The organism is Wolbachia endosymbiont of Madathamugadia hiepei (assembly GCF_013366855.1).
Classification (GTDB): domain Bacteria; phylum Pseudomonadota; class Alphaproteobacteria; order Rickettsiales; family Anaplasmataceae; genus Wolbachia.
The window spans coordinates 1-16,453 of the sequence record NZ_WQMP01000004.1 but is presented as its reverse complement, the minus strand read 5'-3'; the positions used below and the strand labels follow the sequence as shown (position 1 = coordinate 16,453).

General features: G+C 35.3%; 10 protein-coding genes, 1 tRNA gene and 2 pseudogenes. 3 read left to right on the top strand and 10 right to left on the bottom strand.

What is annotated here, in order from left to right; all coding sequences use genetic code 11:
- The 5 genes and pseudogenes from GO685_RS05905 to GO685_RS00335 form a co-directional block, all read right to left on the bottom strand.
- Nucleotides 1–195: pseudogene (locus GO685_RS05905) on the bottom strand (IS5 family transposase); the annotation flags it as partial.
- Between the two features lie 191 nt (nucleotides 196–386).
- A complete protein-coding gene (gene holA / locus GO685_RS00350) occupies nucleotides 387–1,385 on the bottom strand; it encodes a DNA polymerase III subunit delta (protein WP_175937062.1) in 999 nt (332 codons plus the stop codon).
- 59 nt (nucleotides 1,386–1,444) lie between these two features.
- Complete coding sequence (locus tag GO685_RS00345) at nucleotides 1,445–2,254, bottom strand: metal ABC transporter permease (protein ID WP_175937061.1); 810 nt, start codon at nucleotides 2,252–2,254, stop codon at nucleotides 1,445–1,447.
- 1 nt (nucleotide 2,255) lies between these two features.
- Nucleotides 2,256–2,621 carry an Mth938-like domain-containing protein gene (locus GO685_RS00340; RefSeq protein ID WP_175937060.1) on the bottom strand — a complete coding sequence of 122 codons (366 nt, stop codon included), beginning with the start codon at nucleotides 2,619–2,621 and terminating at the stop codon, nucleotides 2,256–2,258.
- 3 nt (nucleotides 2,622–2,624) lie between these two features.
- Complete coding sequence (locus tag GO685_RS00335; RefSeq protein ID WP_175937059.1) at nucleotides 2,625–3,491, bottom strand: 4-(cytidine 5'-diphospho)-2-C-methyl-D-erythritol kinase; 867 nt, start codon at nucleotides 3,489–3,491, stop codon at nucleotides 2,625–2,627.
- A gap of 83 nt (nucleotides 3,492–3,574) precedes the next feature.
- On the opposite strand from GO685_RS00335, the gene GO685_RS00330 reads away from it, so the two are divergent.
- Nucleotides 3,575–7,012 (top strand): UvrD-helicase domain-containing protein, encoded by a 3,438-nt coding sequence (locus tag GO685_RS00330; protein ID WP_175937063.1) that lies wholly within the window; start codon nucleotides 3,575–3,577, stop codon nucleotides 7,010–7,012.
- A gap of 429 nt (nucleotides 7,013–7,441) precedes the next feature.
- On the opposite strand, the gene GO685_RS00325 is transcribed toward GO685_RS00330, so the two are convergent.
- Nucleotides 7,442–8,050: an RDD family protein gene (locus GO685_RS00325; protein ID WP_175937058.1), complete on the bottom strand. Its 609-nt coding sequence runs from the start codon at nucleotides 8,048–8,050 to the stop codon at nucleotides 7,442–7,444.
- A 21-nt stretch (nucleotides 8,051–8,071) separates the two neighbouring features.
- Nucleotides 8,072–8,154 (bottom strand) — tRNA-Leu (locus GO685_RS00320).
- Between the two features lie 113 nt (nucleotides 8,155–8,267).
- Between GO685_RS00320 and GO685_RS00315 the strand changes: the two genes are divergently transcribed.
- On the top strand, nucleotides 8,268–9,719 hold the full coding sequence (locus GO685_RS00315) for a replicative DNA helicase (RefSeq protein ID WP_175937057.1): 1,452 nt from the start codon (nucleotides 8,268–8,270) through the stop codon (nucleotides 9,717–9,719).
- A 915-nt stretch (nucleotides 9,720–10,634) separates the two neighbouring features.
- Here the strand turns inward: GO685_RS00315 and metG are convergent.
- The gene (gene metG / locus GO685_RS00310; RefSeq protein ID WP_175818340.1) at nucleotides 10,635–12,170 is read right to left on the bottom strand and encodes a methionine--tRNA ligase; all 1,536 of its coding nucleotides are present in this window, start codon (nucleotides 12,168–12,170) and stop codon (nucleotides 10,635–10,637) included.
- A gap of 52 nt (nucleotides 12,171–12,222) precedes the next feature.
- Nucleotides 12,223–13,389: pseudogene (gene ubiG, locus GO685_RS00305) on the bottom strand (bifunctional 2-polyprenyl-6-hydroxyphenol methylase/3-demethylubiquinol 3-O-methyltransferase UbiG).
- Between the two features lie 170 nt (nucleotides 13,390–13,559).
- Here ubiG and dnaG point away from each other — a divergent pair.
- On the top strand, nucleotides 13,560–15,326 hold the full coding sequence (gene dnaG / locus GO685_RS00300) for a DNA primase (RefSeq protein ID WP_175937056.1): 1,767 nt from the start codon (nucleotides 13,560–13,562) through the stop codon (nucleotides 15,324–15,326).
- Nucleotides 15,327–16,146: 820 nt separating this feature from the next.
- Here the strand turns inward: dnaG and rmuC are convergent.
- Nucleotides 16,147–16,453, bottom strand: a 307-nt coding sequence (rmuC, locus tag GO685_RS00295; protein WP_175937055.1) for a DNA recombination protein RmuC, incomplete at its 5' end; no start/stop codon positions are given.

The window sequence follows — 16,453 nt, the reverse complement described above, 5'->3', positions numbered from 1 at the left end:
GATTCTAAAAAGATTGGCGATTATATGCACTGAAATCACGACTTTATCGCTATAAATGTAGTTACCACCTTGTACTTTTGGATTACTACCGTACCAATTTTCGATAGCCTCATTAATGTGGTGAAAAATATTTCCTCTTTCCTGGAGAAATTTGTTATATTCTTTTTAGTTACTGACTCTCATTTTCTGTGGCATATTCTTTCTTCGGTAGTTAAATAGCCACTTTATAATGAATTTCGTCAGTAACCACTAGGTTTTTTAGTTGCCATGCAACAAAGCCATCCCAGTGTCGGAGCACTGGGATGGCACCATCTGTTACGCAAATTACCTGCTAATTGCAATGTTCGTACAGCTGTGAGCAACCCCCACAGTTTAGCTCTAATATCTCAAGTGTTAGCCATTTGCAGTGCATGTTGAAAGATCATTTTATGATCTAAATCAGTTCTTTTACAGATGACCTCTAATCTTATCAACCTTTCTAAGATCCTTCTGAGTTCTAAAAGTTGAAAATTTTTCAAATGAAGCTTGAAACTTTGCAACTGCTTGAAGAACAATGGGGGACTCAGCTGATCAATTGCAGCCTGTTCGCTCATTCCACTTTGTATTAACAGTAAAACGTTTTCAAGGCGCAGGAAATAATTTGATATAATACGAATTAACGCTATCGGTGAAAAATTTTCCTGTAATATCAGTGTATCGGAAATTTTGATGAAATTTGCCATGTCTTTATTTGCTATAGCAGAGCACAGGTTATCAAGTGTAACATAATCATTGTTAGAAGCTGAAAGGCACAGTTCTATATCTGCAGGTTTGAGATCCTTTCTCTCTCCTAGGTACAAAACTAATTTCTCAAGTTCTGAGTATATAGGCAGCTTGCTATGATTAAAGTAAGATTGCAAATGGTAGATTACCTCGTTTGTGTATTTTATGTCATTTTGTTTCAAGTAACTGGATACAATGTCGTAGAGATTACTACTGCTATCTTTATAGCAAGCAATTACGCCAAAAATTTTTGAGCTTTCCATATAACTTTTAGTTGCAGAACTATATGGTAGATCATTTGCTATCATCATTACGTAATGATCATTTGTATTATAATCCAATACGTTTTTTAACTCTTTAGATATACTCCCACTTACATTTATCAGCTTAACTAATTTCTTGTTAGCAAACATCGAAACGTTTGCTAACTCAGAAAATAATAAACCAGGTGACTTATTCACTGTTGCAAAGTCCATCACCTGAACTGAATACTCATCTAAACTAGCAATTATCTCCTGTACGAAAAAATCAATTCTACTATTATCGCTTCCATGGATTAACACACCCCTTAAAGTATCAGGTTTCTCTAGGAATTTTTTGATCTTAGATGGTGTAACTTTCATGCGCTCTATATCATCTCATTTGATTATATATGATTAGACTATTAACACCTAGAGCGAAGTTAAGCCAATCTATTTAATATCAACTTCATAAAATAAGCGATAATTAAGTATGCAGCTGCAATAAGTATAATTGCAGGTCCTGTTAGTAAGTCGAAACTTGCAGATAATATAAGGCCTGATATTCCAGAGATCACAGAAAAAACCGTTGCAATGATAATCATCTGCATTGGAGTTTTTGAGATAAGCCTTGCAGATGCAGCCGGTATTAACAAAAATGCAGCAATGAGCAATATTCCTATTAATTGAGCAGAAACTGCTATAAATATGGCAAGAGTAATTAAAAATTCTAGCCTGACCAAATTCACGTTAACCTTTTCAACGATTGCCAAATCTTGGTTGATGGAAATTATTAGCCAGTAGCGCCATCTAAATGCTAATATCAAACCAACCACTACTGAAGTTAAAAAAATCAATACTATGTCACTCTGCTCCAGTGTTAATATGTCGCCAAATAGCGAGCTAATAATGCTGCTATTTCTCGATGGAAGAAAGGACATCAGTATTAAACTTGATGATAAAACTACGTTAGTGACGATATTTAATATCGTATCAACAGAATACAACCTATCAAAATTAAGGGAAAGCAGTATTGCAAAAGCAATTGCTATAAACATTATGCTGATTGAGGGAGTAGTCTTAAAAATTAAAGCCAGTGCAACGCCAAGCAACGAAGAATGAGACAAGCTATCACCCAGATACGATAATCTCTGCCATATCATAAATGACCCCAGTGCACCTGTTACGAGGCCAATTATAACTATTGCAATCAGGCTGTTGATGAAAAAGTCCTGTGTAAACATCTCAAGCATGCTATATGGCCCTTAAGTAAGTGACAACAAACCTGTCTTCGGATATCAGAACATTGCGGGTTCTGCATGCAGAACCCGTTGTCATAAATTCAAAACTTAAACCTTTTTGTTCCATGAGATAGGATTTCACTGAGGAATCTAATGCATTGCGTGTTTTACCGGTACCTATCAACAAAATTTCTATTTCCTCTGTTAAAAAAGATTTAAAATGCTCCTTAATATTTATATCACTTTCTTTTAGTTCAATCACCTTCTCAGGAAAAATTATAATTGAGCCATGATATTCTTGATCATTCACCAAAAATTTTCCTTTCCCGTAACTGCCTATAAAGTTTTTATTCGTAGAAACAAAAGGAATTATGTCCATAAATCAAGTTATTAATTGAGTGTCAAATACCCACCATTCTGGCTGCTTTTCTCTGATATTCGCTGCAGCAGCTTTTGCATTCTCTTCATTATCGAATATCCCAAAACACGCTACACCGCTGCCTGACATGCGAGACAGTATAGAGCCCTTTTTTGACTCTAGTGCTAGTATCACATCTTCAATTTCAGGTACAAGACTTACTGCTATCTCTTGAAGATCGTTTTTCGTCTCTTTGAGAAGCTTCAGCAGATCCTCCTCAGCATCATCACTCCATTCAATTGGTTTTGAAAAATTCCCTTTATATTTAGAAAATACCTCTGGTGTGCTCAAAAACTTTTTTTTCGGCCTCACCAGTACTATATTTGTGGGTAGAGAGAATTTTTTTATGGGACGCAACTCTTCACCAATACCTCTAACCAAAACTGGCTTACTATCTATACTCGCAGGAACATCAGCACCAACGCTTAAAGCTATTTCATTTAAGATTGATCTATCAATTTTCCACAGTTTCCCTAGTGTACGTATTATAGCCCCAGCATCTGAGGAGCCACTACCTAAACCCGCAGCAATTGGTATATTTTTCACAACCTTTACAATGACTTTAGTTCGCGCAGGAGCATATCTAAGCAATAGGTTAACTGCTCTCATTACGGTGTTGTACCTGTTATTTATTCTAAGTTCGGAATTTACAAATTCAACTATAGAGTTGTCGTATCTGAAATCCTTTTCACCTACCTTTATTTCCAAGAAATTGAAAATACCAGCAAAAACGAATAAGCCTTCAATTAAGTGATACCCTATTTCTTCTTTGCCTACAACATGCAAAAAAAGGTTAACTTTTGCAGGAGCCTTTACACAGAAACTTTTCATTTGTATATCTTCACTAATACTACTTTCATATTATATTTTATAATGCCATTTTAGTCAAATTTTATACGATTTTTACATTTTTGATGAGATTAAATGCAATAAATCCTAGCCTCTCTGTGTGGGTAAACGCGTCTGCTGGCACAGGCAAAACCAAAATCTTAATAGATAGAGTATTAAGACTTTTATTGGAAAACAAAAGAAATATTCTCTGCTTAACATTTACCAATGCTGCAGCAAACGAGATGGAAAGTCGCATTCACAGTACACTCAGTAAGTGGGCAATATGCTCAAGAAGTGTGCTGGTGGCGGACTTAGAGCAATTGGGTTTCTCTTCGATGTCGTCCCAAAGTCCGTCTTTTTGTCATCCAAGTAGCACAACACTGGGATCTAGAGAAAACGAAGGTCAAGCAAGAAGGCTTTTCTCTGAACTGGAAAATCTGGGTTTAACTATCCAGACCATACATGCTTTTTGTTACAAATTAATTTCTAGCTTCCCTGTGGAGGCTGGCATCGCTCCAAATTGTACGCTGAGCGAATGCAAAGAGTTACATTCCATCGTATTTGACAAAACGCTTCATAACGAAACTGTGCAGGATGATATTAACCTTATCGCAGCCGAGGTTGATGAAAATAAACTACGCGACCTGCTTTATACTTTATGTGTAAAAAGACCGTTATCAGCAGATGATTTGGAGTATATCAAGGATAAACTGAGTGCCCCAGATGAAATTCATGGGTTACAGAGTGAAACGATTGAGCACGTGGAAAAATTGGCTGAAATACTAAGTGAGGGCAGCAAAAGAGATCAAAGTTACAGTACAATGCTCTATGATTGGTGTAAACCATCTGTCATTCCAGCGCGTGACGCTGGAAGCCAGAAAAAAAGAAATATGGATCCCAGCGTCAGCTACTTGGATGACACCAATATAGAAAACCTAATCAAAGTATTTCTAAAATCAGAATCGCACGAAAAAAAAAGCATATCGTCCATCATAACAAAGGGTACTTTGGAAAAATTCGGAGACGCAGAACAGATCATAGAAAATATCCAAAATGTAGTATTTACTCATGTGAGAGATGTGAATTCTTATCAAATATTCAAGAGAAACAGTAGTTTACTCAAAATATTTAAAGTGTATGCTGATTTATATAATAGTGAAAAATCAAAGAATGCACTGCTTGACTACAATGATATAATCCATTTAGCAACGAGTCTTCTCGGCAATCCAGATTATAAAGATTGGGTATTGTTTAACCTGGATCAAAAAATAGACCATATCCTCGTTGATGAGGCGCAAGACAATAGCATCAGTCAATGGAAAATTATAACAAATCTCTGTGATGAATTTTTTACTGGTGGTGATGAAAAGCGAACCTTGTTTGTTGTTGGTGACGTAAAACAATCTATTTACAGATTCCAAGGAGCAAATCCTCACCTATTTAACTACATGCAACAATACTTTCACACAAAAACCGGCGGCAGAGACTGGATATCATGTCAACTTGAAAAATCATTTCGTTCTACTCCGCACATTTTAGCACTTGTAGACAGATTATTTAACAACTTTCGTGAAGAGATCTCTTTTGTCGATAGTGAAATAAAACATATTCCTCATAGAGAAAACGATCAAGGATACCTTGAAATTTGGCCATTACTACCAAGATGTAAAGAGGAAAAGCAGCAAGCCTTACAAATTCATTTAGCACAGAGAAAAGATCATGTAATAGCAGAGCGGTTGCTCGCTCAGGCAATAGCCCACAAAGTTCACAATTGGTTAAATGAAGGGCGAATTTTAGTCGCCAAAGACCGCCATATAGAACCAATGGACATTATGATCTTGGTACGGCAGAGAAATGTGTTAGTTGACTACGTAATAAGCGAACTTAAAAAAGCAAACGTACCGGTTATAGGACGGGACTATTTTAGAATCATGGACTATATAGCTGTGCAGGACTTGATAGCTTTGGCTGAATTTTTACTCCTGCCGACAAACGATTTGGCTCTTGCGAATGTTTTAAAATCACCTCTATTTAATTTCACTGAGGATGATTTATTCAATATTGCACACGACCGTAAAGAACAGTCGTTATGGGAAAGACTTCAGGATTATTGTGAGGTCATCTATAGTGAATTAAATTATCTCATTGACTTATCCCGCGCAGAGTCCTCTCTTACATTATTCACGCATGTATTGCGTATAGGCAAGAAGAAATTTGCTGCAAGGCTAGGTCTTGAGTGCTTTGAGATCTTAGATGAATTTATGAACCTTGTGCTGCAATTTGAAAACCCATCTCTTCAAGCATTTGTTCAGTGGATCAAGGAGAATAATCCGGAGATTAAAAACGATATGCAATCAGAACGCAATGCTGTACGAATAATGACAATTCATAAATCAAAAGGTCTACAAGCTCCTATAGTGTTTTTGGTTGATACAAACACAGTGCCAAGAAACAGTGAAAGCATTGTTTTTGATGCAATGGAAGCACCATTTTGGTGTGGAAAAAACGACAACGCTTATTGCGATCAAGTAAAAAGAGAGAAAAAACTAGAGGATTATAATGAATATTTGCGTTTGCTATATGTAGCACTCACGCGTGCTGAAGATGAGTTATATATTTTAGGTAAAGAGCCAGTACAAAAGAACTCTTGGTATGATATAATTACTAGGCACGGGGAACCATATGAGAAAAAACAAGCGGATTTATGTCCAATATTTAAAGAAAGGGTTGAAGTACTGTGTGTAAATGCAAATTACCCCTCTGTTTATAAAAAACGTGATTATTTTGATGTTCCAGTAATTTCGCCTCCACCAAACCTATCTATGTCGTTCCAGCACCCCTTCTCCTGCCATCCCAGTGCCTCCTTTTCTTGTTATCCCAGTGCTCCGACACTGGGATCCAGTAAAAAGGAAGGAGAACCAGCCTCAACTACTCACCCTCCGGTGTCATCCCAGCATTTCCCTTTGTCATTCCAGCACTTGATGCTGGAATCCAGTGAAAAAAAAGAATGGATGCCAGTGTCGGAGCACTGGGATGACAAAAAAAGGAGCACTGGGATGACAAGTGCTGGAATAACAGATGGCTATGCAAGAGGTCTAATAATCCACAGCATATTGCAGTATATGCCTAAGATAGAGAAAGACAGGAGAAAAAATTGGGTAAGAAAATATCTCGATAACATGAACACCAAGGAAGATAAAGATGAAATTTACAATAAAATATTAGCCTTTAATGAAAAATATGATTATCTATTCGATTTAGAAGGTAAATCAGAAATTACACTGAGTGGAACAATTGATGGAGAGCCGATATTAGTACGTCTAGATAGGCTGTGTATAACGCAAGATAAATCAATCATAATTGATTATAAATCACACCGTAACGTTTCTGTTTCCTCGTTGAGTGAAGTAAAAAAGCAAATGTCGATCTATAAAACCTTAGTGCAAGAAATATATCCAAACAAGCAGGTAGAGTGCGTGGTTATTTGGGTGGAAGACTTGACCCTGCAATCTGATTTTTAGCTTAAACGTTAAGAAATTTACCAAATAGAGAAAAAAAAGCAAAAGAAGCCCTGGTCGGTATTTATTTTCAGTATTGGTGTTTTTATGCCTTAAATGCTGCAATTTAGCTGCTTTTAAACGCAACTAGTCCAAGCTATAATATTTAAGAAATTTACCAGACAGAGGAAAAAGACAATAAAACTCCGAGGTAGCTAGTTATTCCACTCTCTATTTTAAAATCCGGCGTTGGATGATGTCTTAAACGACTTATAAGCGCGTTTCAGCTTGTATGGGTAAAAACCCGAAGTTTTAAAAAGACATGCAGTACACATAGTGCGAAAAATTAAACAATAGTACGCCAAATGCAAGTTCTCTTGTCATTTTACCTGTACAAATTGGGAAGTTAAACAAATAGCTTCAATACCATGGTAAAAGGATTGAAAGAATTTGTCAAGTAGTCTTTTCGTTCTGTCTTCTAAGGCTTTTGCTCGTGACAACCACCGTACCTGCGATCTTATCGTGCCAAGTTTGGCAGCGTTTGTCGAAATTTGACCATATAAAGCCCAAGAATAATGGCGCAATTGACAATATAAAGGAGAAAACCCTCTTCGTTGCTTGTTTTAGAGTCATTTTTCCAAAAGTCTGTTCATCCACAACTCTGAGCCCAAGTAGTAGTTTTCCAGGCGTAGCAGCGAACCTTGTCCACATATATGCAACATAGCTAAATAGCATAATAAATTGGACTATTTGATTTAGAACCATTAATTTAACAAGTTTGCTCTGTGTTGCCCTTTCTTCCGCAGAAATCGGCGCTTGCACCTGATATTTTGCAATTATTTCGCTCAATATTTTTCTGTCCTCTGAGTTTGTAAAAAGCTGATTTGCGGCCAGGCTGCAGAACTGTAAGAACAAAACGATAATAATTAAATCAAGCAATACCGATATATAGCGCCTAAATCCCGTTACATAGCATATTCCACTTTCATCTTTTTTCACCTTTTGAATAGCATTCATAGAAGAGAGAATAGAAAATAAGCGATCAAAAAATCTGTGTAACATAAGCACTTTCCAACATTTGAGTGCCCCTGGCCGGACTTGAACCAGCATGCTTTTGCGAGCAACAGATTTTGAGTCTGCCGTGTCTACCATTCCACCACAGGGGCTTAAGTTTCAATGCTATAGGCAACACGGAATTAGTCAAATTTTTTTACCTTTACATCTTTCAAATGAGGGCTAAATATTCTACAATAATCGATAGTTACTCTAAAAATTTAGAATGAATGAATTAGCTAATCTCATCGATTCAAGAAGTGTAGATAAGGAAATATGCAAATTACCACATACCTTAGAAGCGGAGCAAATGCTCATCGGTGCAATGATTCGTGATAATAGAATTTGTGATGCCGTCGAAGATATGATCACAGCAGACAATTTCTATGATCCACTGCATCAAAGTATTTTTACGCAGATATCTAAAACCAGGAAACACGGCATAGTTGCTAATGAACTGAGCCTCAAAATGTTTTTTGAGAACGACGAAGCATTTACCAAGTGCGGTGGGGTTGAATATCTTGCAAAGCTCGCAGCGAAGGCGAGTATTGCGCTTGATATCTATAGCTTGACTAGAATAATCCGTGATACTTACTTAAGGAGATGCTTAATCAAGCTCGGGCAGGAGATAGTCGATGATAGTTACAGCTATGACATCGAAAACCCTGCACAGGCGCAAATTGAACAAGCAATGACCAAGTTGTTCAACTTAGCAGTAAAAAAGCAAGGCGAGAAGACGTATATAAAGCTTGCAAGCTCAGTTAAAGATGTAGTTGAAAAAATAAGCACGCTGAAAAATAATCCAGAAGCGCTTGGTGTTACAACCGGACTCCAAGATTTAAACCAGCTTCTTGGTGGTCTACAGAAATCTGATCTATTAATTCTAGCTGCAAGGCCTTCTATGGGTAAAACAGCATTAGCACTAAATATTGCACTTAATGTTTGTAAGATTTTACAGAAAAGACAAGATAAACAACATTATGTAGTATTTTTTTCGCTTGAAATGTCAGCAGAACAGTTAGCTGCGAGATTGATCACTATAGACTCAGGAATTAGTTATTATAGAGCGCTAACCGGAAGAATTAGTGATTTTGAATTACATAAATTTATCAATGCCAGTACAAAATTATCTAAACTATCTTTTATAATAGATGATACTCCTGCATTATCAATTAGTGCTCTTCATACTAGAATACGCTTACTGTATCAATTATATAATGTAAAAGTGGCATTTATTGATTACCTGCAATTAATTAAAGGAACAACAAAAAGAAGTAATGAAAATAGAGTGCAAGAAATTTCAGAGGTAACTCAGGGTTTAAAAGCAATTGCAAAGGAACTAAATATTCCTATCGTCGCACTATCTCAGCTTTCACGTTCTGTTGAACAACGTGATGATAAAAAACCACAACTCGCTGATTTACGTGATTCAGGAAGTATAGAGCAAGATGCAGATATAGTAATGTTCCTTTATAGAGAAGAATATTATGAACTGAGAAAGCAGCCAAGTGAAGGGAGCAATAAACATCGAGAGTGGCAAGAAAAAATGGAAAAAATTAGAAATATTGCAGAGCTTATCATTGCAAAACAAAGGAATGGGCCAATTGGCAGTATAAAGTTATATTTTGACTCTAATCGAGGTGCATTTAAAGATTATATGGAAAGATATAGTTCATAGCTATTAGCAGCCTTTTATTAATACCTATTCTTACCATAATTTACTAATTTTTAATAAAGTTGATTTGTCTTTTTATTTGTGCTAGAATTTAAATAATAAATTAATCTTAGCGAGGTGTATATAATGAAAAGCGTGTTTGCTAAAACTAACGCACCTTATCTTTTAAGTGGTGCTTCGCTACCCTAGCTCATTAATATCAGAAATATTTGCTGCAGTTCCTTATGTTAATTTTCTACTCCAATTGCAGTTTTAAATGTTTAGTCCTTCAGTTGTTATTAGTAGCACTGTATTTTTATAGCTATTATGGTTTTAACTGTAGCCATTAGTAAGAATAAAACAATTGCTGCAGTTTCAGTATTAGAAAAAAGCGGCAGAAGAATTCTGAGTTAAGAAACAAAATGGGAGGTCAAGAGCAAAAAAAAATTTCTGAAAGATAAGCTGAGATTTTTTACCTTAAAAAAGCAATAGAGGTTAAGAATGAGATTATTGGTAATATTGACGGGCTAAAACATCAAGAGCATGCAAAGAAAAACAAGAAGAGGTTTCAGATCTGTACATGTTCCGGAAGTCCATTTAAAGAAAAAAATGAGATGTTTTTTTAGATTCTGTAATTCCTAATAATCTGTCTGGCGAAAATTTAAAAAAAGGAGCTAAGATTTCCAGCCCAAAAAATCAGACAACTAAAGTTAATGATTATTTAAACTAAGTAGTAAGTGCAGTTAACTAGCTTGCTTATCAGATAGCAAAATCTGTGCTTATTTAGCTACATCTTATTTACCTTACGAACTATTTTACTACTTCTTTGTTAGCACCGTTTGATAATGTTGAAATCACTAGACTATCTGCTGCTAATCAAGGTACAACCAGATCGCAATGTTCTAAAACAAAATAACATAGGATACTATGATTCTTTGCTTAAATGTTAACCCTTAAAAAAACTGGTGTAGGCTTAGGTAATAGTACAGCTGAGCTTACGCATGCGCCACATAAGGATTTAAAATTGCGTTGTTTTTTTGGAATTTGTAATTGGTCAAGTATTATCTCTGCTGACTTTGGAACAATTGGTTGCAATAAAATACCGATTATTCTGATATACTCTAATAGTTTGTGGATTACCAAATTCATGCGCTCTCTGTTGGTTTTACTTAGCGTCCAGGGTTTACTTTTATCTATATAAGCATTGGCTTCAGATGAGATATTAATAATCAGAAGTATGATATGGTTAAATTCATACTTTGACAGATGACTCACTACTTGATCGAGTATAGCCTTGCAATTAGGTAAACCTTCAGTGTCTTTGAGCAAATTCCGGTTGATTGTTGGCACAATTCCCGAACATTGCTTATATAAAAACGAAATTGTTCTTTGCACTAAATTGCCTATGTTGTTTGCCAGTTCTGAGTTTATTCGATTGACCATATTTTTCTTATTGAAGTTGCCATCTTGACCGAAGCTTACTTCCCGAAGAAGAAAATAGCGTAGCTGATCAACACCAAACTCTTCAGCCAACTTAATTGGATCTATAACATTACCAAGAGACTTGGATATTTTCTCTCCCTTATTTAGCCACCAACCATGAACTGCAATTTGTTTTGGCAAAGGCAAATCTGCTGCAAGGAGAATTGCTGGCCAATATACAGCGTGAAAACGCAATATGTCCTTGCCGATTACATGAACACTAAAAGAGTTATCATTCGCCCAAAACTTTTCATATTCCCTGCCTTTAATATCAGGAAACCCTATCGATGTAAGGTAATTAGTTAATGCATCTATCCAGACGTAAATCACATGTTTGTCATTACCTGGTACTTTTATTCCCCAGTTAAAGCTAGTGCGAGAGATTGAAAGGTCAGTTAGTCCTGATCTTATAAACGATACCACTTCATTTTTCCTGCTCTCAGGAAAGATAAAATTTTGCTGATTTCTATATAACTCTAATAATTTATTCTGCCAACCTGACAGACGAAAAAAGTAACTCTCTTCTTTTATCCACTGAACTTCAGCACCTGTTGGCGTTTTACCATCTATTAGCTCTGATTCTTGATAAAATGCTTCGTCACGCACTGAATACCAACCTGAGTAAAAATCTAGGTATATTTGTCCTCTCTCTTCAAGTCTATTCCATAGATCTATAACTACTTTCTCATGACGTCTTTCCGTGGTACGAATAAAATCATCATACTGAAAATTTATAAACTCAGCTAGTTTTTTAAATGAAATGCTTACTTTATCTGTAAATTCTTTTGGCTTCATTCCCTGTTTTTTAGCTGCTTTTTCAATTTTTTGTCCGTGTTCATCTGTACCGGTAGTAAACTTGACGTATTTTCCAGCTAGTCTTACAAATCTTGCTGCCACATCACATAAAAGAGAAGTATATGCATGACCAATATGTGGTTTATCGTTTACATAATATATTGGTGTAGTGATGTAAAAATTCTCGAATTGCTTCATTATGCAACACTTAAAGTTTAGTCATATCCACACTAGCAGCAAAATCAATAAGCTAACTGCCTGCGGAACCACATAGTATATAATTAACACCCACGTTTTTAGTTAAATTCCACTCACGCTTTATCACATTATACTCCATACCAGCCATGCTTTGCAACTTTACGTTATTTTCTCTTAGATAATTTGCAATTTCTGATGGTTTAAGAAACTTACTCCAATTATGCGTACCTCTTGGCAGCCAGTTCAATATATACTCTGCACCAATTATTGCAAAACAGAAGGACTTAATAGTTCTATTTATTGTAGATATAAATATCAACCCCCCTGGTTTTAGTAGCTCTATCGCTTTTTTCATAAAAAGATCTAAATTATTTACATGTTCAACTACTTCCATAAGCAGAACTACATCATATTTTTTGTTACTGCTTAACTCTTCAATGCTAGTATGTGTATATTCTATATTCGACCCTACTTTCTTCGTGTATGATTGTGCTGCTTTTATGTTTTCTTCGGATACATCTATCCCCATAACGTTAATGCCAACGCGTGCCATTGACTCTGACAAAATACCACCACCACACCCAACATCAAGAAGTGATATTTCACTTAAGTCACATTTTTTAAACTCTTTTATCTTCTCAATAATATAAGACACTCTCACAGGATTCATCATGTGCAATGGCTTAAACTTGCCATTCTCATCCCACCATTCACTTGCTATTTTAGCGAACTTTGATATCTCATCTTCATCATAGGTCTGTGTGTTTTTTCTCTTACTGATACTGTTAAGCTTATCAAGACGTTTTTTATGCCTAATCTCTTCAGAAAATTCTGTCTCGAGAAATTGTTTAACTATGTCTTTTGCTAACTAATCAGTAATAAACCCTGCACCAAGACACAGTATATTTGCGTTGCCATGCTCACGAGCCAATTTTGTAATCTCAACACTATTACATAAAGCAGCATAAATTCCTTCAAAACGGTTCGCTACAGTACTCATGCCTAAACCTGTACCGCAAATTAGTATTCCATAATTTGCCTTTTTGTTTGTTATATCTTCTACAACTTTAATAGCATAATCTGGATAATCTACACTACTTTGTCCAGCAGCGCAGCCGTGATCTACGACTATATAACCCATGGTTTCCAAGTAAGGTTTTATCTTTGATTTTAACTCATAACCAGCATGATCTGAAGCAATCGATATTATATCTGACATATAAGAAATTATAACTTAAAGGCATCTAATACGAGTAATTTATTTTGCTTCCTTTGTCAAGCCGTCTAGTGACCATGATCTTTTATTAGTATTTAAATTTGAAATAAATTTTCAAGTCAGTTATATATATAAATTCTATATAATTCTTATCTTACTGCTAGTTTAACAGAATGGATCACATAGATACTATAAAGTCAAGGCCATTGCTATCTAACATAGTAAGTAAGAAAGTCAGGTTAATAAAAAGAGGAAACAGTTTTGTTGGGCTCTGTCCATTTCATAACGAAAAAAACCCATCTTTTTTTGTGAGCGACACTAAAGGGTTATATTATTGTTTCGGCTGCTTAGCTCATGGAGATGCACTTGAGTTCATTTCACAAACTGAGGGCTTAAGCTTTAAAGAAGCATTAGAAAAGTTAGCATTAGTTACAAGCGTTGAGTTACCCAAAAAACTCAGTGCTACTAGGTCTAGAAAAAGTGATAAACTGCTTTCAGTGCTAGACTTAGCTACAAATTGGTTTGTACAAAAGAACAAAGGCATTGTAGCTTATCTAAAGCAGCGTAAGATTTCACCTAAAATTATAGATAAATTTAGAATAGGTTATGCACCAAGCTCTGGTTTAAAAGAATATTTGAACTCTTCTGGTATTGAAGACAAAATTTTGACCGACATTGGCTTAATAAATAAAAGTTTTCGTGATTATTTTTGTAATCGTCTGATATTTCCCATATATAATATCGCAGGCAAAGTTATTGGCTTTGGTGGACGTGCATTAAGTTCTAGGCAGCAGCCAAAATATTTAAACAGCCCAGAGAGTCAGCTTTTTAAGAAAGGAGAAAATTTATATGGATTAAACTTTGCTTTGAGCGAAATACTCAAAAAACAACACGTATTTGTTGTTGAAGGGTATGTTGATGTGATAGCACTGCATCAAGCAGGAATTAGCAATACAGTTGCCCCGCTTGGCACTGCAATCTCCGCAGAGCAGATAAAAACCCTATGGAGATTTGCTAAAGAAATCTCCATATGTATGGATGGTGATAATGCTGGATATAATGCTGAAACTAGAGTAGCAGAACTTGCTTTGTCAATACTCAAACCAGGACATACATTGAAATTTGTGACTTTAGCAGATACCAAAGACCCATATGATATATGCAATGAACTGAAATATAAAAAAGAAGAAGTGCTCTCTGCGCTCGATCATTCAACAGAATTGCATTCTGAATATCTATGGCGTCATATAGTCAATAGTAGTCTACAAAGTGATGAAAAACTTACTCCAGAAAAATACTCAGTTCTTGAGTACAAGTTCATGAAGTATATCAATGCTATAGCTAACAGTAGTATCAAAAAATATTATAGAGATTACTTTTACAATAAGAGCAATGAATTAAGAAGAAACTTTAAAAAGCATGCTCTCAGTAGTAAAATTAGAGTAACAAAAGACGAGTACCTTCACAATAAATCTCCAGAGCTAATTGAAGCAGAACAAAGTCAGGCTATAATTCTACGTATAGCAATAGAATTTCCCATGATCTTATGCTATCCTATATTTTTTGAGCAGTTTTCTTGCTTTGAATTTACCAACACAAAAATGAGAAGATTACAACAGCGTATGATTGATACTGCAACCAATAACAGCAAATTTAATAAAGAGGCTTTATTACACGAGTTTGAGCAGTCTAATGATATTGAGGTCGTAAGGTTCATATTAAAAAAAACTAGTGTACTAAACAGTCAACTAAGCGAGAGAAAATCAGCAGAAACTGTGTGGAATAACATAGTATTACTGAAAGAATTAAGTATATTACAAAAAGAAAAAGTTAAGGCAAGGGTTAGTGGCAACTTTGATTTAGAAGAAAGGTTAATAGAACAAATAAAACAAATAGAAAGTAGCGTACAGGAAATGCAAATGAAGTTTATCCAAAAGTAGACAGATCACAAATGTAAAAATTGCTTGGCAAATTTTAACAACTTCCTTGCTTGCAGCATTAAGGCTATCTTTGACTCTAAAATTCATCTTTAATCTGTAGATTCAGTAACAAAATCTAGTAAAAAAACTTAAGACACTTTTTTGTAAATCACATAAAATTATGGTGGTTACATGTCTTTTAAGTTTTTCCTACATTGAGTTAAAATTTCTCTTAAATCAAGTAAAAGAATTATCAGCAATCAGTTTAAAGGATTAGGAAAATCAAAATCAGCAACTACACGATTCCCTATAGGTTTAGCTAGTACGGAAGTTATAAATGACCTTTATTGAGGTTAATCAATCTCTTTGTATTACAAATATTAATTGTTGAGAACTTTAATTAAGCCGCACATAAATTCTTTTTTTTTTTGAAGAAGGAAATAATTAATAGAAGAGGAAGTGTTAAGTGATATGCTTGCCCAGCAATAGAAGGAACTAATAAGCACTAAGTACTTAAGTCATAGACGGAAACGACACATAAACACATAAATAGGATTTCCTTAAAATGAAGGCCACTAACGACAAAGTCTTTCATTACTTATAGGATGGATCTAGGAAGAACGGAAAAGTTACTGGTGAGAATAAAAAAATGTTATTACAGGGAAACTTGATAGAATTTTAGGTACAACTACTAAGAGCGTTTTTGACTGCAGTCGCTGTTGCTGCATGTGAATTGCTAAGCCACTTTAGCAATGAATAAATAAGAAAAACTTTTACAGAGCAAGTTGAAGAAAATAGCAGCCGAGGTAATGCCTAGATGACAGAAATAAACTTAAGAAACCTAATCCACTTTTAGCTCCTCAGCATACAAGGTACGTGGTAGAAATTCAAGTTCTTTTACAACGCTTAACTCCTTATTTTTCGCGTGTACACCAAGCTTATTAAACTTTCGAGCAACAGGAAATACTCTTGCTTCAAGCGAACTAGCAGTTTTATTATAATAATCAACAGAACTTTTTAAGCTTTTCCTCAAATTATCAAAATTCTCACCCATTGTACAGATGCGTTCATACAAAATATGTCCCAATTCACTGATTTTTTTCGAACTTTCAGCTATCATTTCCTGCTTCCAGCCATATGCTATCGTC